The sequence below is a fragment of the Paraburkholderia elongata genome (assembly GCF_013177735.1).
GTDB classification, from domain to species: domain Bacteria; phylum Pseudomonadota; class Gammaproteobacteria; order Burkholderiales; family Burkholderiaceae; genus Paraburkholderia; species Paraburkholderia elongata.
Genome location: NZ_WOEZ01000019.1, coordinates 46557 through 65888, shown reverse-complemented (window position 1 = coordinate 65888; position 19332 = coordinate 46557). Strand labels below are relative to the sequence as shown.

The window sequence follows — 19332 nt, the reverse complement described above, 5'->3', positions numbered from 1 at the left end:
ACATTGAAATGTTCAAGCAGAAAGTCGTTCTGGCCAGCATCGCACTGGGACTCGGTTTCGCCGTGCCTGCCGCTCACGCAGCGGACAAGCCGCTCAAGTCGATCGGCATCACCGTCGGCTCGCTCGGCAACCCCTACTTCGTCACGATCGCCAAAAGCGCGGAGGCGAAGGCCAAGCAGATCAACCCCAACGTCAAGGTCACCGCGGTGTCGGCGGACTACGATCTGAACAAGCAGTTCACCCAGATCGACAACTTCATCTCTGCTCACGTCGACATGATCCTGATTAATGCGGCCGACCCGAAGGCGATCGAGCCTGCGGTAAGAAAGGCCCGGGCTGCGGGCATCGTGGTGGTCGCGGTCGACGTGGCCGCCGCCGGCACGGACGCCACGGTGCAGACGAACAACATTCTCGCCGGCGAACTTTCGTGCGACTTCATCACCAAAAAACTCAACGGACACGGCAACGTCGTCATCGAAAACGGGCCGCCCGTCTCGTCGGTGCTCGACCGGGTGAAGGGTTGCAAGTCGGCGCTGGCCAAGAATCCCGGTATCAAGATTCTGTCGGACGACCAGGATGCGAAGGGCTCGCGCGAAGGCGGCATGGGTGCCATGCAAGGCTACCTGACGCGGTTCCCGAAACTTGACGCGGTATTCACGATCAACGATCCGCAGGCCGTGGGCAGCGATCTGGCGGCCAAGCAGCTCCATCGAAAAGACATCGTGATCACGTCGGTCGACGGTGCGCCGGACATTGAATCCGCCCTCAAGAGCGACACCCTGGTACAGGCTTCCGCAAGCCAGGACCCGTGGGCCATGGCGCAAACAGCGGTGAGCGTCGGCTACAGCATCATGAACGGTCAGAAACCGGCCAACCCGGTGATCCAGATGGCGCCGACGCTGGTGACGCGGGACAACGTGAACAGCTACAAGGGCTGGTCGTCGCCCCACTGAGCCCGATCCGTCGCTTCGAGCAGCGGTGCAAGCAGCAAGCTGAATCGGCAACCTGAATCGGCAACCTGAGTCAATTCGAATGACGATGAACCTCCCCAAACTAATCGTGTTCGGCGAAGCGCTGACCGACTTTATCCGCGAAGACGGCCAGCACTGGCGCGGCGCGCCCGGCGGCTCGTGCTGGAACGTCGCCCGCGTCGGCGCCCGTCTTGGCGTACCCACCGGCTTCGCCGGCACGGTTAGCCACGACACCTTCGGCGACGAGTTGATGAAGCAAAGCGCCGAGGCAGGGCTCGACATGCGCTTCACGCGCCAGGTGGAGCGCGCGCCGTTTCTCGCCATGGTCGTCTCGAAGCATCCGCCGCAATATTTCTTTATCGGCGAGAACAGCGCCGACCTCGCTTTCGACGCCAAAGCCTTGCCCTCCGGCTGGCTGGAGGCGGCGCAGATCGTGCACTTCGGCTCGCTTAGCCTCGTGCGGCAACCGCTCGCCGCGCACCTGCTGGAAATCGCAGAGGCCGCCCAAGCTGCCGGCAAGCGGATCTCATTCGATCCGAACTACCGCGATCTGATGGCCGGCCCTGCCTACCGGAGCACACTGCGCCGCATGGCCGAACTAGCCACCTATATCAAGGTCTCGGACGAGGATCTGCGGGGCCTGTTCCCCGAACTAAACGAAGCCTCGGCCCTGGCCCAGCTGCGCGCGTGGGCGCCGGCAGCGGCCATTCTCGTGACGCGCGGCGCCGCGGGCATGCAACTGTTCACGGCGCAAGAGGTGCTGTTTCAGCCGGCCTTCGCCACCCCGGTGGTCGACACCGTCGGCTGCGGCGACGCGTGCGTCGGCGGGTGGATGGCGAGCCTGCTCACCCGCCCCGATGCGCCGCTCGCTTCCCATCTCCAGTTTTCAGCCGCTTGCGCAGCGGTAACGTGCGCGCAGCAAGGGGCTTTTGCCCCGCGGTCGGACGAAGTGACGGCGCTGCTTGGTTCCGAAAGTCTTTGTATCGATTACCACCAGTGAACGCCATGACCAAACCCTCTACCAGCGGCCCGGATCACGCCCCATTCGCCTTCGTCCTGTTCGGCGGAACCGGCGATCTGGCGATGCGCAAGATCTTGCCCGCGCTTTATGCGGCGCACCGCGACGGCCTGCTCGCGCCAGAAGGCAGAATCGTCTCCGTCGCGCAGACGGCACTGGATACCGGCAGCTATCTGCGATGGGTCGACGAGCACGTGAAGCCCTACATTCCGGGAACAGCGATCGACGATTCAGTGTGGCGAAGCTTTCGCGAACGCATCGCCTACGTCGCGCTCGACGCCAGTCAGCCCGAGGCCTTCTCCTTGCTGGGCGATACGCTCGGTGCGGGACGCGGCAGACGCATTTTCTATCTGGCAACCGGGCCTGCGCTGTTCGTGCCGATCTGCCGCGCCCTGGCGTCGGCCGGGCTCACCGAAGGCTCCCGCGTCGTTCTGGAGAAGCCGCTTGGCTACGATCTGGAATCGTCCAATGCGATCAACGATGCGGTCGGCGAGATCTTCAACGAAGACCAGATCTATCGGATCGATCACTACCTCGGCAAGGAAGCGGTACAAAACCTGCTCGCGCTGCGCTTCGGTAATTCGTTGTTCGAACCATTGTGGCGCCGCGAATGGGTCGAGAGCATTCAGATCACCGTGGCCGAGGAACTGGGTGTCGAAGGCCGCGGCAACTTCTACGACCAGACGGGCGCGCTGCGCGATATGGTGCAGAACCACCTGCTGCAACTGCTCTCCATCATCGCAATGGAACCGCCGCAGTCAATGGACGCGGACGCGGTGCGCGACGAGAAGCTGCGCGTGCTGCGCGCGCTCAAACCGGTGCTGGGCGAGGAGATCAGACAAAGTGTGGTCCGTGGCCAATATCACGCCGGCGCCATCAAGGACACACCGGTATGCGCTTATCACGCGGAGCCCGGTGTCAGGCAAGGCAGCACGACCGAGACGTTCGTCGCGTTGAAAGTCGAGGTGGAAAACTGGCGCTGGGCAGGTGTGCCGTTTTTTCTGCGCACCGGCAAGCGGCTCGCGGGCCGCATTGCTGAAATTGTCGTCAACTTCCGGCCGGTGCCGCACTCGGCGTTGGGAGCGATGGCTTTGCGTCCCGGTTCGAACCGGCTGACGATCCGTTTGCAGCCGAACGAATCGATTCGGCTCAGTGCGCTCGCCAAGCAGCCGGGCATGGGCATGACCCTGCAAGGCGTGCACCTCGATCTCGCCTTCGATCAATTCTTCCAGCAAGACCGCATGGAGGCCTATCAGCGTCTGCTGCTCGATGTGATCGCGGGGCGGCTCGCCCTCTTCGTGCGGCGCGACGAACAGGAAGCGGCATGGCGCTGGGTCGCGCCGATCATCGAAGATTGGGCCACCCAGGGCAGCCTTCCGAAACCCTACGCGTCCGGTACGTGGGGGCCGGCGGCGGCGAGCGCGCTGCTCGCGCGGCACAACACATGCTGGCAGGAAGAAGAAAACTGAGCGCGGGCCGGATGTCGCGCGGCTCTATCCCCTTTCCTGTCAAGACGACGATCATGGACAAAATCTGGCACCTTCAATGGCCTCATGGCTCCCTTAACGTTCACTCGAGAGGCGGAATGCTCGGCGGCGTTTCGCTACAGAGCGGTAACCGACACGTGCAGCCGTTTTACGAAGCCCCGTGGATCGGCGACGGGACGCCCGAACAAGCGGGATTACTCGGCCAGCTCAGAAGCGAATTTCCATGCGTGCCATTTGGGGTTCCGTATTCTCCCGAGACCGTCGTGGAAGGCTGGCAAGAGAGCCTCGCCACGTCAGTCGACGAACATGATCACCCGTTAGATGCGAGCGACGATCTGCTGCATGGTTACGCCTGTGTGGGTGAATGGACACTCGTGCGACAGACAGACCTCGCGATCGAGATCGCGCTCGAGTATCCGTCCACCTCGTCGATCGCTCGCGTCGTCCGCGTGATCCGCGCCGACCCCGATGGCCCCGCGATCGACTTCTCCGTGACGGTTGAGGCGCGCCGGAAGACGCGCCGTCCGATTGGACTGCATCCCAATCTGGCACTGCCTTCGATGGCCGGGGCGCTGCAGATCTACCCGGGCACGTTTCGCTTTGGTGTCGTTCACCCGGCCGGCCCCGAACCCGGCGTGTCTCGTGCCGACCCAGGCGCGGTTTTCGATAAGCTCGATAACGTACCGCTGCACGCCGGAGGAACAGCGGCGTTCGATCGTTTTCCTCTCGCTCACGATACGGAGGAAATCATTCAGCTCTGCGGAGTGAATGGGTCCGTCATCCTGACCGATGACGAATCCCGGGTTGCATACCGGCTGACCTGGGACGCCGCTGTGCTCCCGTCGCTTCTGCTATGGATCAGCAATCGCGGCCGTAGCTATAGCCCCTGGAACGGCCGCAACCTCTGCCTGGGCGTCGAGCCGGTGGCAAGCGCGTTTGAACTGGGCTGCCGTCCCGCGCTGGCGGCGAACCCAATCAATGCCAGAGGGGTTCCGACCGCGATCTCGGTCGATCCGGGCCAACCGGTTGAAATTGCTTATCGATTCGAGGTCATGACCCAATGAATGCGCGCGCTCCATGTGCGGGGTTCGGCTGCCTGCACGTTGCTTTATACACAGTGCGCCTTCAACATCTTGCGGGCCTTGATTCGCCACCACTGTATTAATGTCACTACCTCCTTGGGAGACCTCATGACGACCGACCACAATTCGCGACTCGCTCAGCACTTCCCCACGCTCGACGATATTCCGGCGGAACACCGTCTCACCGCCGCCGTTCACCAGCGCGCTTTCCTGGTCGGCGGCCAGATGCTCGCATGGGACGGTCCCTGCAAAACCGTGCTGTCGCCGGTCTGCACACGCGACCCAGTGACGGGCGACGTGAGCCAGGTCGAGATCGGCAGCTACCCGCTGATGGGCGAGGCGCAAAGCGACGCCGCTCTGGATGCCGCGGTCGCCGCGTACGACAACGGCCGGGGCCAATGGCCGACGATGACCGTCGCCGGCCGCATCGCCTGCATGCAAACGTTCGTGAAAGGCATGGTCGAGCGCCGGCAGTCGATCGTCAACCTCCTCATGTGGGAAATCGGCAAGAGCCTCGCCGACTCGCGCAAGGAATTCGACCGCACCATCGAGTACATCCAGGCCACGATCGAGGCCCTGAAGGACATGGACAACGGTCACTCGCGATTCATGGTGGTCGAGGGAACCATTGGCCAGGTCCGCCGCACCCCGCTAGGCGTGGTGTTGTGCATGGGGCCGTACAACTACCCGCTCAACGAGACGTTCTGCACGCTGATCCCGGCGTTGCTGATGGGTAATACGGTGGTCCTCAAGCCGCCACAATATGGCACCCTGCTGTTCGAGCCGCTGCTCGAAGTGTTTCGGGATGCGTTCCCACCCGGTGTGGTCAACACCATCTACGCACCGGGTCAACTGGTGGTGCCGCGCATGCTGGCCTCCGGCAAGGTCAACGTGCTGGCGTTGATCGGCTCAAGCCGCGTTGCCGACCATCTGAAAAAGCAGCACCCCAAATCTCACCGCCTGCGCGCGGTGCTGGGCCTGGACGCGAAGAATGCGGCAATCGTGCTGCCCAACGCCGACCTGGATCTCGCAGTCAAGGAGTGCCTGCTCGGCGCACTGTCGTTCAATGGGCAGCGCTGCACGGCCCTCAAAATGCTGATCGTGCACAGCAGTGTCGTCGACGCGTTCCTTGAACGCTTCACGGCTGAACTGGCGCGGCTCAAAATGGGCATGCCCTGGGAGGCCGGCGTGCAGATCACGCCGCTGCCAGGGCCGCATCGCACCGCCTACATGACAGAGGCGATCGACGACGCCAAGGCCAAGGGTGCGCGCGTCGTCAACGAGGGCGGCGGCGCCTTCTGCAGCACGCTGTTCAACCCGGCTGTCGTCTACCCCGTGAAGGACGGGATGAAGCTGTACCGCGAGGAGCAGTTCGGTCCAGTCGTCCCAGTGATGAGCTTCGATGCGGTGGAAGAGGCACTCGACTACGTGATCACCTCCGATCACGGGCAACAGGTGAGCATCTTCGGAACTGACGCTGCGCAGATCGGTGCGCTGGTGGATCCGCTGGTCAACCAGGTCTGCCGCGTGAACATCAACTGCCAGTGTCAGCGTGGGCCGGACGTGTTCCCGTTCGCCGGGCGCAAGGATTCCGCCGAGGGCACGCTGTCGGTCAGCGACGCGCTGCGCGCGTTCTCGATCCGCTCGATGGTTGCAACGAAACAGACCGAGTCGAACAAGGAACTGCTCAATACCATCGTGCGCGAGCATCAATCGAAGTTCATCAACACAGACTTCATCTTTTAAGCAGAGCGAACCTAGCGTCAGCCGCGGTGTCGGACGGGGCGCGCACCGTGGCGGAGAAACGGAACACGCACGGCATGCGCTTCTTTCCGACCAAAGGGTGTTGACGATTGTTGACAATAAACAACCTACCGCGCTATGGTCAAAGAAGCCGACGGTCCGTTGTCCCACCCTTTGTCTCAATCGCTGATCATGACCACGCCAACCACATCTAGCGCCATCGAACTGCTGCAGCGGCATTCCCTTGCGACGCTAGTGCAGGAAACGCTCGAACGCAGCATCGTCTCGGGGGAATTCGCCCCTGGGGAGAAATTGAACGAAGTCGAAGTCTCCACGCGCTTGAATGTGTCTCGCGGGCCGCTGCGTGAAGCCTTCCGTGCATTGGAACAAGCAGGTTTGCTAAAGACGGAGAAAAACCGCGGTGTCACGGTGCGCGCACTGTCGCTACGTGAGGCCGAAGAGATTTATGAAGTCCGTGCCATGCTGGACGAATCGGTCGCACGCGCACTCGCCAATCGGATGACGCCCGAAACGCTCGCCACGCTCAAAGGCATCATCACGTCGATGAAAGCCGCGAAGCAAGATCACGACCTCACACGCTACACGGCATTGAACGTCCAGTTGCACGATGCAATGGTGACGGGTGTCGGCAACCAGCACTTGATCGAAACCTATCGGCATCTCGTCCGCCAGCTTGGCCTGCTCCGTCAGGCCGCAATCGAATCGGAAAAGAGCGCGCTGGCGACCTCGGTCACGGAACACGAGAAAATTGTCAACGCGCTCGCCAAGGGCGATGCGGAGCGTGCCGTCACGCTCGTGCGCGAACACGTCGCGCACGGCCTCGCGAGAATGCGGCGTGCCCACGAGCACTGGGCAGCGTCCGCAAGCAATACCGGCAACACCGGAAGCCAAACCTGACGACTCCGCACTCGCCCCGCGTTCAGCGTCGCGGGGCCGCCATCACACTAAGCTTTATCCGACTTCCCCGCAGCATTGGCGAGCTTGCTGAGCAATCGGTCGACCAGCCACGGCTGTCGATCTTCGTCTTCCGCGCGCTCCTTGCGCCGAATCGCGTCGCGCACGGTAATCGAGCCCACGAACCGGATCGGTTCGGGCGGGAAATAGCCCAACGGTCCGTTCGTCAACGGACTGCGCGTCCATTCATTATCGAGCTCGAGCAACAGCGAAGACAGGATCTGCCCGCCCATATAGGTCGGTCCCACACCATTACCGGAATAACCAAATCCGTAGAGCACGTTCGGCGCGTCGTCAAGCCTGCCGAAAAACGGAAAGCCCGTGACCGAGCGATCCGACGGACCGTTCCAGCTCGCCGTCACCGGCACGTCGCGCAACGCCGGGAAGAAATCGTGCAGGCTGCGCGTCAGATCGGCTTCATACGGCGAGCGTTGATCGAACACCGGCGCGATCCGGCCGCGCCAGGCAAAGGTATTACCGCCCTTGCCGAGCATCAGCCGGCCGTCCGCAGTGCTGCGATAGTAGTAGACAAAGATGCGTGAGTCGAGCACCGATACGCCATTTTTCAAGCCCATTTGATGCAGCAACTCCGGGCATTTCTCGGTGACGATCATGTCGCTGGAGACGACTGCAAGCGTGCGTTCGAACTGCCGGAAACGGCTCGCCATCCACGCATTGATCGCGAGCACCAATTTGGGCGCCGTCACGCTGCCGGCCGGAGTACGCACGGTCACGCGCTCGCCGGAAGTGAAGTCGAGCATCGGCGTGCGTTCGTAAATGCGAATGCCCATTTCGATCGCGACACGCCGCAATCCGCGCACGAGCTTGCCAGGATGAACCGTTGCCGCAACCGGCGAATACACGCCACCGAGATTGCGAGCCGAACCGGAACGGCTCGCCACTTCGTCCGGCGCGAGATGTTGATACGAATTGATGCCATGCTCGCTCAGTGCGGCGATCACCGGATCAAGCAGGCCGATCTGTGCGCGCGAGGTCGCGGTGTAAAGCGTGCCGTCGAGCCGAAGCTCGGCATCGACAGCGTGCTCGACACAGAAGTCGCGAATCTGCCCAACAGCCGCTTCGGACGCTTTCACCAGCCGGATTGCTTCGGCCTCGCCAAACAGACGCCGCAGCGTGAAGAACTTCGTTGACCACGTCAGCAGGCAGCCGCCATTGCGGCCGCTTGCGCCCGCGCCGCACAGGTCGCTCTCGATGATCACGATGTCGAGATCGGGTTTTTTCTGTTTGGCCTGGATGGCTGTCCACAAACCGGTGAAACCGCCACCGACGATGCAGACATCGGCCGTGGTCGCGCCTTGCAGTGCGGGCGCCAATGAACCATCGGCGAAGAGTGCTTGTTCAATCCAGAACGGGCGCATGAATTGCTCACATTGATACAACGGTTTAACGCCAAGCGGCAAAACAAAGACTTCTCCCCGCTCTTACGGAAAGAAGCCTTCGCACGTGGGCATGCTCAGGCCAACCCGGGCCAACTCAGGCCAACGCTTGCGCCGATACCCGCGTGATCCCCATCGCCTTCAGCGTATCGGCGATAGCGGCAACCGCACCGGGGATGCCGGATTCGCCGAAGTGGCCGATACAGCCGACGCGAAATGTTTCTAGCTGGGTGAGCTTGCCTGGATACAGGATGTAGCCGCGTTTTTTTACTTCGGTATAGAACGTCTTGAAGTCGTAGTTGGGATCGTCAGGCGCATGGAACGTGACGATGATCGGCGCCTGAATCGACGGGTCGAGAAAGGTTCGAAAACCGAGCGCGGCCATGCCTTCGATCAGCGCCCGGCAATTGCTGGCATAGCGTGCGCCGCGCGCTTCGAGACCGCCCTCTTCCACGTATTGCGCGATCGCCTGATCGAGTGCCGCGACGACGTGGGTGGGCGGCGTGAAGCGCCACTGAGTCGTGCGGTTCATGTAGACCCACTGATCGTACAGATCCATCGCAAGCGAAGGACTGTTGCCCTCGCATTGCTCCAGCGTGCTGCGGCGAATGATCACGAAGCCCATGCCGGGCACCCCTTCCAGACATTTCCCGGAAGCGGCCACGACGGCGTCGAAGGGCGTTTGGCGCGCGTCGATGTCGATAGCGCCGAATGAGCTCATCCCGTCGATGATCAGGCTGCGTCCGTGCTTCGCGACCACCATGGCAATCTCATGCAGCGGATTGAGCACCCCGGCACCGGTTTCGCAATGCACGAGCGCGACGTGCGTGATGCCCGGATCGGCCGCTAGCGCGCGATCAACGTCAGCCGCTTTGACCTGCGTGTCTTCGGGATAGTCGAGGGTCTGATGACGGCGGCCGAGCGCCCGGCAAATCTTCGCGATACGCTGGCAATACGCGCCGTTGTTCGGTATCAGGACATGTCCATCGCGCGGCACCAGCGTGCCGATCGCCGCTTCGACCGAGAACGTGCCGCTGCCTTGCAACGGTACGCATTCATGCGTGTCTTCGCCATGCACGATGCGCAGCGTCTGCTGGCGAACACGGGCGGTGATCTCATTGAAGTCACCGTCCCACGATCCCCAGTCGCGCAGCATCGCCTGACGCGTGCGTTCTGAAGTCGTGAGCGGACCGGGAGTGAGCAGAATGGGCTGGGCGGGCAGATTCACAGTAGCTCCTTATCGATATTTATAAAGACTTGTTTCAGCCACGGCGCGAGGTGCGCCATGCCTGGGTTCTGCGCAATACACCATGCGACACGCAGGCAAACAGCAAACAGGCGAACGCAGCCGTCACGAGGACCAACGTGGCCATTGCCGCGGCCGGTCCAATCTGTCCCGCGTCGTCGAGATTGAGGATGGCGACGGAGGCCGGCTGCGTGTCGGGCGAATAGAGAAACGCGACCGCCGACACCGTCGTCATGCCGTTGACGAACAGATAACGCGCGATCTGCAGGATCGACGGCAGGCACACAGGCACGGTGACGCGCAAAAACGTCTTATAGAAAGGCACTTTCAGCGAAGCCGAGACCGCTTCGAACTCGTTGTCGATCTGACGCAGCGCGGTGACCGCAGTCAGGTGGCTCGACGAGTAGTAGTGCACCACCGTGACGATCGCGAGCAGCGCGAGCGTGCCGTAAAGACCGTTCAAAGGATTGGCGGGCGAGTTGAACAGAAAGATGTAGCTGATGCCAAGCACCAGACCCGGCACGCCCATCGGCAGGATCGCGCACAGATTGATAAAGCCGCGTAACCAGCGCGGCCCGCGTGTCTTCTCGACGAGATACGCGCCGCCGAACACGATGATGGTGCCGCCGATCGCCACGCACGCGGCCATTTTCAGGCTGTTCTTGTACGCATCGAAAATCCCGGCGCCGATCAGTCCCATCTTGTAGTGCTGCAAGCCGAGGCTCATCTGATACGGCCAGAACTTCACGAACGAAGCGAACACCGAAATGCCGACCACCGCCAACAGCAGCATGCAGACGAACCCACAGTACCCGAGCATCGCCATGTCGAAACCACGTGCGGGTTTCGGCTGATAAGGCGTCGAGCGCGCACCGAGTTGCGATTGCTGCTTGCGGCGAATGAAGAAGTCGACGGCAAACGCAACCAGCGCCGGACAGAGCAGCAGCAGGCTGACCACCGCGCTCCGATTGAAGTCCTGCAAACCGATGATGAGCTTATAGATGTCGGTGGAGAGCACCGAATAAGGTCCGCCGATCACGACCGGCACACCGAAGTCGTTGATGCAAATCGTGAACGACACCATCGTCGCGCTGATCAGGCCATACTTCGCGCCCGGCAGTGTGATCGTGAAAAATTTGCGCGCGCGGCGTGTGCCCATCGCTTCGGCCGCTTCGTATAGGCGTCCGTCGGACAGCGATAGTGCTGTTACGAGAATCATCAGCACATGCGGAAACGCGGCGTAGACCAGACTGCACACGATGCCCGGCAGCCCATAGATCGAATGCCCGTGGAGCAGGGGCTTCAGGATGCCCGAGTTGCCGAACCAGTAGATGAACGACACCGCCGACAGCAGCGTTGGCGCGAGCAGCGGAAGCAGCGCGACCGTGCGGACGGCGTTCTTCATCGGCATGCACGAGCGGGTCAGTGCGTACGCGAATGTAAATGCCATCGGAATCACGGTCGCCGTCACGAGGCAGGCGACCGTGACCGAATGCAGTGTCGACGTCCACACGCCCGAATCCACCAGATAGCCGGTGAAATTCGCAAGTCCGACGAAGTGGCCATCCGCATCGACGAAGCATTTGCCTATCACCAATGCCAGCGGCAACAGCAGAAACACGCCGAGAAACGCGGACATCAGCACGAGGGCCAACTGCGCGATCCGGTCATGCCAATGGCTCTTCTGGCGCACCTCGGCGTGACCTTCCTCGCCGCTGCGGCGCTCGATCAGAACGGCGCTCATTGGAGTCGCTCCTTCGCGGCGGAGAAGACGCACACGTGCTCGCGGTTGATGGCCAGATTGAAGCGCGACCCCGGCTGCAGGCGGGTACGATGCATTTCATGAAACGACAGGTCGGCGACGATCTCCTGCTCGCCAAGCCCGTCCACCTTGAAGCTGACCCGGCAGAACGCGCCGAGGAATTCCAGTTTCTCGACTGAGGCGGACAGCAGATTGTCCGCCTCGCTGCCCGGCGCGCTGAGGTGAATGTCCTCCGGGCGCACGAACGCCGACACTTTCGAACCCAGGACCGCACGCTCCGATCCGCACCCGTAGCGCAGCGCGATGGAACCCGCCTTCAGACTGCCGTCGCGTGCCACCTCAGCCGGAATCAGATTGACCTTGCCGATGAAATCGGCAACGAACGGCGACGCCGGTTCGCGATAGATTTCGTGTGGCGTGCCGATCTGCTCGATCACGCCTTGATTCATCACCACGATCCGGTCGGCCATCGAAAGCGCTTCTTCCTGATCGTGCGTCACCATGATCGTGGTCACGCCGAGGCGCTGCTGCAACTGGCGGATTTCCTGGCGCAGCCGCACACGTACGCGCGCATCCAGCGCCGAGAGCGGCTCGTCGAGCAAAAGCAAACCGGGCGAAGTGGCTAGTGCGCGCGCCAGCGCGATGCGCTGCTGCTGGCCACCCGACAACTGGTTCGGATGCTTCTTCTGCGCATCCGGCAAGCCGACCAGTGCGAGCAGTTCGTTCACCCGATCGACGATCGCCGCGCGCTTCATCTTGCGATTCACCAGACCATAGGCCACGTTGTCGAAGATGGTCAGATTCGGAAACAGTGCGTACGACTGAAAGACGATGCCGTAATCGCGAAGCTGAGGCGGCAGCCGCGAAATATCGCGGCCGTCCTGCATGATCTGGCCGGCGCTCTGTGTTTCCAGCCCGGCAATGATTCGTAGCAACGTGGTCTTGCCACATCCCGATGGCCCGAGGAAGCAGAGCATCTCGCCCTTCTTCACGCCAAGATTGATGTCCTCCAGAACCGGCGTGTCGTTGAACCGCTTATAAACCCGCTGCACGCTCAAATACGCTGTCATCTGCTCCTCCGCTTCCTTGCCCGCATGGCGGCGACGCACTGCCGCTGCATCGCCGCATCGTTCAGGGGTCGCGCAGCGCGCGCCCCGGCGCTCGTCAAGACCTGGCCTGAGCCTGGCCTTTGAGTCTGGCCTTACTTCTGCTCCTTGTTGCCGTAGCGCTTTTGCCAGTCTTCGAGAATTGCGTCGCGGTTCTTGGCCGACCATGTGAAATCGTTCTTCACGAGCAGTTCCGAATAGTTGTCGGGGATGCCCGAGAGCTTCTTCGCGACGCCGGGGTACGCAACAATCGCCCACCATTGCGCGGTGATTTCATTGGCCTCCTTGCTGGCCATAAAGTCCGCAAGCTTCCTGGCCGCTTCCGGCTGCTTCGTCGTCTTCATGATGCCGGTCGCTTCCATGTCCCAGCCAAGCCCTTCTTTCGGGAAGATCAGGTCGATGGGCGCGCCTTGCGCCTGCAACTCGTGTCCACGGAATTCGAACGAGATACCGATCGGAAATTCTCCGGTGCCCGCCAACGTGCAGGGCTTCGAGCCCGAGTGCACGTATTGCGCGACGTTCTTGTCCAACGCGTCCATGTACTTCCAGCCCTTGTCTGCGCCGAACGTTTGCAGCCACGACGTCACATCCAGATAGCCGGTGCCGGACGACACCGGACTCGGCATCACGATCATGCCCTTGTAGACCGGCTTGGTGAGGTCTTCCCATGACGTCGGCTTAGGCAGGTGGCGCTTCTCCGCTTCGACGCGGTTGTAGCAGACCGTCGCGCCCCACACGTCCATGCCCACCCAGCGCGGCGGCGTGTTCGCGTCGCTGTACTTGCGCGTCAGACTGTCGAAGCCCTTCGGTGCGTAGGGCATCAGCATTCCCTGCAGATCGAGCAGCGTGAGGCTGGATGCCGCGAGCCCGAGCACCACGTCGGCACGCGGATTGTTCTTTTCGGCGAGCAGTTTGGCCGTGACCGCACCAGTCGAATCGCGCACCCAGCGGATTTCGATATCCGGATTGGCCTTTTCGAACGCGTCCTTATACGGCTTCATCGCTTCGTCTTCGAGCGCCGTGTAGACGAGCAACTGCGTTTTCGCGTACGCGAACTGGACTGCGCCGAGCGTGACGGTGGCAGCCACCAGACAGCGCAGCGCCAGATTCAGACGACCTCTGCGATTTTTAAACCCCGACTTTTCCTTCATTTCCAGACCCCTTGAGAAAGTGGCGTCGCGGCCAGCGACGAAAACGACCGGTGCTACGGGACCACAGCGTGTTGCAAGCCTCTTGAGCAACCCTCCTGACAACTGCCTTCGACTCTTTGAAATTCTTGTCTGTTGTTGACAATCTACAAAGCATCAATTTTAATGTCAAGTATTGCCTCACTTTGCCACACAACGCCACATCTCCATCACCCGACTTACCCTAGCCAAAAGGACCTGTCATGAGCGAAACACCGGTTTCCATTGAAGTGAACGGCCGCAGCTACAACTGGATGCGCAGACCTGTCGTCGTGGTCTGCGTGGACGGCTGCGCGTATGAATATCTGGAGATGGCGGCGGCGGCAGGGGTCGCGCCCTTTCTTGGCAAGCTCCTGCGTCCCGGCACGTCGCTCAAGGGCGAATGCGTGGTGCCGAGCTTCACGAACCCGAACAACCTGTCGATCGTGACAGGCGTGCCGCCCGCTGTGCATGGCATTAGCGGCAACTACTTTTTCGATCGCGACAGCGGCACCGAGGTGCTGATGAACGATCCGAAGTACCTGGTCGCCCCTACCGTGCTCGCCAGTTTTGCCGAACAGGGCGCGAGCGTCGCGGTGGTCACGGCAAAGGACAAACTGCGCCGGCTGCTCGGCAAAGGCCTGAAGGGCGTCTGCTTCTCGGCGGAGAAAGCCGACGAAGCGACGCTCGAGGAGAATGGCATCGACAACCTGCTCGAACTGGTCGGCCAACCGGTGCCGAGCGTCTATAGCGCGGAGTTGTCGGAGTTCGTGTTCGCGGCCGGCGTGCGGCTGCTCGAAACCCGCGACATCGACCTGATGTACCTGTCGACCACCGATTACGTGCAGCACAAGTGCGCCCCGGGCACGCCCGGCGCCAACGCGTTCTATCAGATGATGGACGGCTATCTGCAGCGGCTCGACGAGTTGGGTGCGATCGTCGCGGTCACCGCCGATCACGGGATGAATGCGAAGCACAACGAGGACGGCGAGCCCAACGTAATCTATCTGCAGGAACGCTTCGACGAGTGGCTCGGCGAAGACGCTGCCCGCGTGATCCTGCCGATCACGGATCCCTACGTGGTGCATCACGGGGCGCTCGGGTCGTTCGCGACGGTCTACCTTCCCGCCTCAGCCGACCTCGAAGCGATGCGGCGCCGGCTTGCAGCGGAACCGGGCATCGAACTGGTGCTGACGGGTGCTGAAGGCTGCGCGCGCTTCGAACTTCCGCCAGCGCGCATGGGCGACCTCATCGTGATCTCCACGCGCGACGTGGTGCTCGGCACGCGACGCATCAAGCACGATCTGTCCGGCCTCGACGTGCCGCTGCGCTCGCATGGCGGCCTTGCCGAACAGATCGTGCCGCTCCTGTTCAATCAGCCGGTCGCGAAGTCGGTTGGCGAGCGGGCACGGCTACGCAACTTCGACATTATCGACATCGCACTCAACCATCTTCAATGACCGGGGATCAGACATGAACGCTGTTGCTGAAATGAAGGCTCAATGGCAGGTGCGTCATGAAGCGCTGCGCATTGGCGGCGAAAAGATCTTTCGCGACGAAGTGATCGAAGTGCGCAACCCTTACGATGGCACGCTCGTCGGCACCGTGCCGAAAGCGACGCTCGAGGACGTGCGCCGCGCGTTCGAATTCGCGCGCGCGTATCGTCCGGCGCTGACCCGCTATGAACGAGCCGCGATCCTGCGTCGTGCGGCCGACGCAGTGCGTGTACGCACCGAAGAAATCGCCGCCCTCATCACGGCGGAAGCCGGCTTGTGCAAGAAGGATTCGATCTATGAAGCCGGCCGCGTCGCGGACGTGCTCGTTTTCGGCGCCGGCGAAGTGCTGAAAGACGATGGCCAGATTTTCTCGTGTGACCTCACGCCTCACGGAAAGAAACGGCGCGTCTACACGCAACGAGATCCGTTGCTGGGCGTGATCTCCGCCATTACGCCGTTCAACCATCCGATGAATCAGGTCGCGCACAAGATCGTGCCGTCGATTGCAACGAACAATCGCATCGTTGTGAAACCGTCGGAGAAAGTGCCGCTGTCATGTTATCTGCTTGCCGACATTCTCCATGAGGCAGGCCTGCCCGTGCAGATGCTTCAGGTGCTGACGGGCGACCCGAGCGTAATTGCCAACGAGCTGATCACCAACCCCGCGATCGATCTCATCACCTTCACTGGCGGCGTTTCGATCGGCAAATCGATTGCCTCGCGGATGGGCTACCGGCGCGCCGTGCTCGAACTGGGCGGAAACGACCCGATCATCGTCATGGAAGACGCCGATCTCGACGAAGCCAGCTCGCTCGCCGTGTCGGGCTCGTATAAGAATTCGGGCCAGCGCTGCACCGCCATCAAGCGCATGCTGGTGCACGAGGCGGTTGCCGACCGCTTCACGGATCTCGTCGTGGAAAAGACACGCGCGTGGAAGTATGGCAATCCGGCGGATAGTTCGGTCGATATGGGAACGGTCATCGACGAAGCGGCCGCGCAGTTCTGCGAACGCCAGGTCAACGACGCCTTGTCGCGCGGCGCCCGTCTGCTTGCGGGCAACCTCCGCGACGGCGCGCTTTACTCGCCGACGGTGGTCGACCGTGTCACGCCCGACATGCCGCTCGTCAAGTACGAGACGTTCGGACCGGTGTCGCCGATCATGCGCTTTGCCAACATCGACGAAGCGATCCGCATGTCGAATTGCACGGATTACGCGTTGTCATCATCGGTCTGCACGAACCGCCTCGACTACATCACGCGGTTCATCACCGAACTGGAAGTGGGCAGCGTGAATGTGCGCGAAGTGCCCGGTTACCGGCTCGAACTCACGCCGTTCGGCGGCGTGAAGGACTCGGGACTCGGCTACAAAGAAGGCGTGCAAGAGGCCATGAAGAGCTTTACCAATACGAAGACCTACTCGCTGCCATGGTGAGTGCGGGGGTGAGTGCGAGAAGCGCTGACGCGCTTCCCGTCCCGCAGCCATGCTGACCGCGGGAGCCACGCGTCTCGGTTCGACAAGCGCGCGGCCATCGATATCCGCGGATCTGCCTGCAGCCCCCCCTTAGGGATTCCCTGACCCCAAGTTCAGCATCGACCGTGCGTTTTTTCTCGATGTCCCGACAGCACCGCGATAACTGGCCGCATACGATGAATGCAAGCCAATCGTCCTTTATCCGGGTGCTGTCATGTTCCCCTACCTGTCTGAGCGAGAAAACTCTATCGAGCATATCAACGCGATGTGCTTGCACCTTTTCGACCTGTGGTGCGAAAGCAGAAGCGTCGTGCCGCTGACGCATCTGTTAAGAGGCTGGCCGCTGACGAACAGCGACCCCGAGGCCCTCCGGCGCCTCGGCAACGCACTACGCGATCTCAGACGACAACATCCTTACGACGCCAAAGGTGCCTCGTTTCAGGAACTCTGCGAGCTATCGGATTGTGTCGAGGATCTGCTTGTCCTGTCGTCCCTATCAACGTGGGCGACGAGCAGCGCGTAGCGCGACCGGAAACACCGGGCCCCGCGCAATGCAATGGGTATGTGGAGGACAGCGTGCATTTCAACGAAATCAGTGATGAAGAATGGCTACGGTTGGCGCCCGTCCTGTCGGATGCCGCCATCGCTCATGGGCAACGCGGCCGGCCTCGCGCGCAGGTTCGCGTTGTGGCAAATGCTGTGCTGTGGATACTCACCACCGGCGAACCGTGGTCCCGGTTGCCGGGCACCTTTCCGTCGGTGCCGACGTGCCGGCTCCGCTTCGAAAAGTGGCGTTCGAGCGGCGCCCTTGCGCAAATGCACAGGCTACTCTCGGACGCCGGCCGCACACTTCGTTGCGGCCCGGACGGGCTGCTCGAACTCCGCCACGCCACGCCACGCGCCATTGACCGTCAGCCCAAGAATGAAGGTCTTCGCCAGGTGTTCTGGAAAGACCAGGCGTCGTGGCAGATACCGCATGACACACGGCAGCCACGTCATACCGTGGATACGTTCACTCAGATCGCACAGCAGCTCCCGAATTCTTCGCATACCATGCCTGAGCGCATCCAACCCCACGCTCCGATTGAACGCCCTCAGTCCATCCATCGGACTGTCTCGCCCTGGATGGGTCTTGCGTCGAAAGGCAAATGCGAATTCGACCCGCGCGGCTACGTCATCTACCTTGCTGCCGATCCGGTGGCCAACGCCCGGTTCCGCGGATGGGCCGAGATCGTGCGGGATGCACGGCGAATCGCCCGTTCCGGGCTGATTGGCCCGAGCTTCAAGAACAGCGAGGCGGCGCAACAGTACGCATTCGAATGGGCGCGGCGATGGATCGACGAGGCAAGCGGTAATAACGGCGACGACGTCGACGAAGTCGAAAGCGATTTCTGGCAGCGAAAAGTCCGGTCCGGGTAAGCGGTCCATCGACGGCGCGCCCGTGCGGCTGGTGCTGGTGCCAGCAAAAAAAACCGTCCTGACGCCGTCAGAGCATCCAGTATTCATCTGGAATTCTGCGGTCCGCTTCGGAGAGATAGGGATTGTCCAGTTGAAAAGTCTTCCGCAACGCGGGCTTCGTGCGGGCCAGCGCATCCTGAATGTAGGGATGCGAGTTGAACAGTCTCATGTAGGCGCCCTCGCGATACGCCAGCACGAGCCCCTTCTCAATCGTATCCGCCAAGGCTTCGTGACCCGTTGCGACATAGAAAATGAAATCGGATCGATACTTCAGCATCAGCCGTTTCTCGACCACCAGATCAGGCTCACGGTGCTGGCGGCCCTCCAGTTCGGCGAACGCTTCAATCACGCCCCTCGGAAAATAGTCGACCCGCCCGCTCTGGGTCATCTCGAACATGGTCTCGTAAGTCGATGTCTGAACTTCTAGGCCCGCTGCCGTCAGGATATCGGTATCGATCCATCCTAGCCCCTGGCCGCACGTGAACGCCTTCAGATCCGAAAAGCGCTCAATTCTGTCGAAGTCCTTTTGCCGATCTTTTCTTATGACGAATACCCGATAGCCGATCAGCCCGCGATGGATAGGAATCCGCACCACGTTCAGCCCGCGTTCCGCCTTCGCCTCCATGCTCGTCCAGTGCAGATTGATTGCGTTGTTGCCGTTCGCCAGTTCGGCCAGCGCACGGCCACGCTCCATGACGATTTCGGCCTGCCGCGCGGTATAGGAGGCTTTCGCCGTTTTCATCGCCAGATCGAGGACAGCGAGCGCAAACGCAGCATGCACATCGCCGCCAGGACGAATACGCGGATAGACGATATCGAAGGGCGTAGCCGGCGCCGCAGGCATGCCAAACGTCACGCCTGCGGCGCCCAGTGCGGCCAGTACAAAGCGCCTGCGATGCATGGATGGCTGGTTTCTCGACACGGGATGATGCGCCCGGATTGGCGCATTGCCGC

At 61.7% G+C, this 19332-nt stretch carries 16 protein-coding genes; 10 read left to right on the top strand and 6 right to left on the bottom strand.

Annotation, left to right across the window (positions count from 1 at the left end; translation table 11 throughout):
- Positions 1–8 precede the first annotated feature (8 nt).
- From GNZ13_RS03930 to GNZ13_RS03905, 6 genes are all read left to right on the top strand, one after another.
- Entirely contained in the window at positions 9–953 is a 945-nt protein-coding gene (locus GNZ13_RS03930; protein ID WP_172160680.1) for an ABC transporter substrate-binding protein, read from the top strand.
- A 79-nt stretch (positions 954–1032) separates the two neighbouring features.
- On the top strand, positions 1033–1971 hold the full coding sequence (locus tag GNZ13_RS03925; RefSeq protein WP_172160678.1) for a carbohydrate kinase family protein: 939 nt from the start codon (positions 1033–1035) through the stop codon (positions 1969–1971).
- 5 nt (positions 1972–1976) lie between these two features.
- Positions 1977–3458, top strand: coding sequence for a glucose-6-phosphate dehydrogenase (gene zwf, locus GNZ13_RS03920; RefSeq protein ID WP_172160676.1), 1482 nt, complete (start codon positions 1977–1979; stop codon positions 3456–3458).
- Between the two features lie 116 nt (positions 3459–3574).
- Positions 3575–4540: a hypothetical protein gene (locus GNZ13_RS03915; RefSeq protein ID WP_172160674.1), complete on the top strand. Its 966-nt coding sequence runs from the start codon at positions 3575–3577 to the stop codon at positions 4538–4540.
- 126 nt (positions 4541–4666) lie between these two features.
- A complete protein-coding gene (locus GNZ13_RS03910; protein ID WP_172160672.1) occupies positions 4667–6304 on the top strand; it encodes an NADP-dependent glyceraldehyde-3-phosphate dehydrogenase in 1638 nt (545 codons plus the stop codon).
- A 189-nt stretch (positions 6305–6493) separates the two neighbouring features.
- Positions 6494–7219 carry a phosphonate utilization associated transcriptional regulator gene (locus GNZ13_RS03905; protein ID WP_172160670.1) on the top strand — a complete coding sequence of 242 codons (726 nt, stop codon included), beginning with the start codon at positions 6494–6496 and terminating at the stop codon, positions 7217–7219.
- Between the two features lie 47 nt (positions 7220–7266).
- Here GNZ13_RS03905 and GNZ13_RS03900 read toward each other — a convergent pair whose 3' ends face one another.
- From GNZ13_RS03900 to GNZ13_RS03880, 5 genes are all read right to left on the bottom strand, one after another.
- On the bottom strand, positions 7267–8655 hold the full coding sequence (locus GNZ13_RS03900) for an FAD-dependent oxidoreductase (RefSeq protein WP_172160668.1): 1389 nt from the start codon (positions 8653–8655) through the stop codon (positions 7267–7269).
- A gap of 115 nt (positions 8656–8770) precedes the next feature.
- Positions 8771–9901 carry a 2-aminoethylphosphonate--pyruvate transaminase gene (locus tag GNZ13_RS03895; protein WP_172160665.1) on the bottom strand — a complete coding sequence of 377 codons (1131 nt, stop codon included), beginning with the start codon at positions 9899–9901 and terminating at the stop codon, positions 8771–8773.
- A gap of 34 nt (positions 9902–9935) precedes the next feature.
- Positions 9936–11663: a putative 2-aminoethylphosphonate ABC transporter permease subunit gene (locus GNZ13_RS03890; protein WP_172160663.1), complete on the bottom strand. Its 1728-nt coding sequence runs from the start codon at positions 11661–11663 to the stop codon at positions 9936–9938.
- Entirely contained in the window at positions 11660–12751 is a 1092-nt protein-coding gene (locus GNZ13_RS03885; protein WP_172160661.1) for a putative 2-aminoethylphosphonate ABC transporter ATP-binding protein, read from the bottom strand. The genes GNZ13_RS03890 and GNZ13_RS03885 overlap by 4 nt, the downstream gene beginning before the upstream one ends.
- Positions 12752–12882: 131 nt before the next feature.
- Positions 12883–13938, bottom strand: a complete 1056-nt coding sequence (locus GNZ13_RS03880) for a putative 2-aminoethylphosphonate ABC transporter substrate-binding protein (RefSeq protein ID WP_172160659.1) — start codon at positions 13936–13938, stop codon at positions 12883–12885.
- A gap of 239 nt (positions 13939–14177) precedes the next feature.
- Here GNZ13_RS03880 and phnA point away from each other — a divergent pair, with 239 nt between their 5' ends.
- The 4 genes from phnA (at position 14178) to GNZ13_RS03860 (ending at position 18339) form a co-directional block, all read left to right on the top strand.
- A complete protein-coding gene (gene phnA, locus GNZ13_RS03875; protein WP_172160657.1) occupies positions 14178–15413 on the top strand; it encodes a phosphonoacetate hydrolase in 1236 nt (411 codons plus the stop codon).
- Positions 15414–15426: 13 nt separating this feature from the next.
- Positions 15427–16881 carry a phosphonoacetaldehyde dehydrogenase gene (phnY, locus tag GNZ13_RS03870; protein ID WP_172160655.1) on the top strand — a complete coding sequence of 485 codons (1455 nt, stop codon included), beginning with the start codon at positions 15427–15429 and terminating at the stop codon, positions 16879–16881.
- A gap of 253 nt (positions 16882–17134) precedes the next feature.
- On the top strand, positions 17135–17443 hold the full coding sequence (locus tag GNZ13_RS03865) for a hypothetical protein (protein ID WP_172160653.1): 309 nt from the start codon (positions 17135–17137) through the stop codon (positions 17441–17443).
- A 41-nt stretch (positions 17444–17484) separates the two neighbouring features.
- Entirely contained in the window at positions 17485–18339 is an 855-nt protein-coding gene (locus tag GNZ13_RS03860) for a transposase (RefSeq protein WP_328807172.1), read from the top strand.
- Between the two features lie 67 nt (positions 18340–18406).
- Here GNZ13_RS03860 and GNZ13_RS03855 read toward each other — a convergent pair whose 3' ends face one another.
- Positions 18407–19279 (bottom strand): hypothetical protein, encoded by an 873-nt coding sequence (locus GNZ13_RS03855; protein WP_172160714.1) that lies wholly within the window; start codon positions 19277–19279, stop codon positions 18407–18409.
- Between the last annotated feature and the right edge of the window lie 53 nt (positions 19280–19332).

Excerpts from the sequence above, each read along its gene's own strand:
- GNZ13_RS03930 (WP_172160680.1), top strand. The coding sequence starts at position 9 with ATGTTCAAGCAGAAAGTCGTTCTGGCCAGCATCGCACTGGGACTCGGT.
- GNZ13_RS03925 (WP_172160678.1), top strand. The coding sequence starts at position 1,033 with ATGACGATGAACCTCCCCAAACTAATCGTGTTCGGCGAAGCGCTGACC.
- zwf (WP_172160676.1), top strand. The coding sequence starts at position 1,977 with ATGACCAAACCCTCTACCAGCGGCCCGGATCACGCCCCATTCGCCTTC.
- GNZ13_RS03915 (WP_172160674.1), top strand. The coding sequence starts at position 3,575 with ATGCTCGGCGGCGTTTCGCTACAGAGCGGTAACCGACACGTGCAGCCG.
- GNZ13_RS03910 (WP_172160672.1), top strand. The coding sequence starts at position 4,667 with ATGACGACCGACCACAATTCGCGACTCGCTCAGCACTTCCCCACGCTC.
- GNZ13_RS03905 (WP_172160670.1), top strand. The coding sequence starts at position 6,494 with ATGACCACGCCAACCACATCTAGCGCCATCGAACTGCTGCAGCGGCAT.
- GNZ13_RS03900 (WP_172160668.1), bottom strand. The coding sequence starts at position 8,655 with ATGCGCCCGTTCTGGATTGAACAAGCACTCTTCGCCGATGGTTCATTG.
- GNZ13_RS03890 (WP_172160663.1), bottom strand. The coding sequence starts at position 11,663 with ATGAGCGCCGTTCTGATCGAGCGCCGCAGCGGCGAGGAAGGTCACGCC.
- GNZ13_RS03885 (WP_172160661.1), bottom strand. The coding sequence starts at position 12,751 with ATGACAGCGTATTTGAGCGTGCAGCGGGTTTATAAGCGGTTCAACGAC.
- GNZ13_RS03880 (WP_172160659.1), bottom strand. The coding sequence starts at position 13,938 with ATGAAGGAAAAGTCGGGGTTTAAAAATCGCAGAGGTCGTCTGAATCTG.
- phnA (WP_172160657.1), top strand. The coding sequence starts at position 14,178 with ATGAGCGAAACACCGGTTTCCATTGAAGTGAACGGCCGCAGCTACAAC.
- phnY (WP_172160655.1), top strand. The coding sequence starts at position 15,427 with ATGAACGCTGTTGCTGAAATGAAGGCTCAATGGCAGGTGCGTCATGAA.
- GNZ13_RS03865 (WP_172160653.1), top strand. The coding sequence starts at position 17,135 with ATGTTCCCCTACCTGTCTGAGCGAGAAAACTCTATCGAGCATATCAAC.
- GNZ13_RS03855 (WP_172160714.1), bottom strand. The coding sequence starts at position 19,279 with ATGCATCGCAGGCGCTTTGTACTGGCCGCACTGGGCGCCGCAGGCGTG.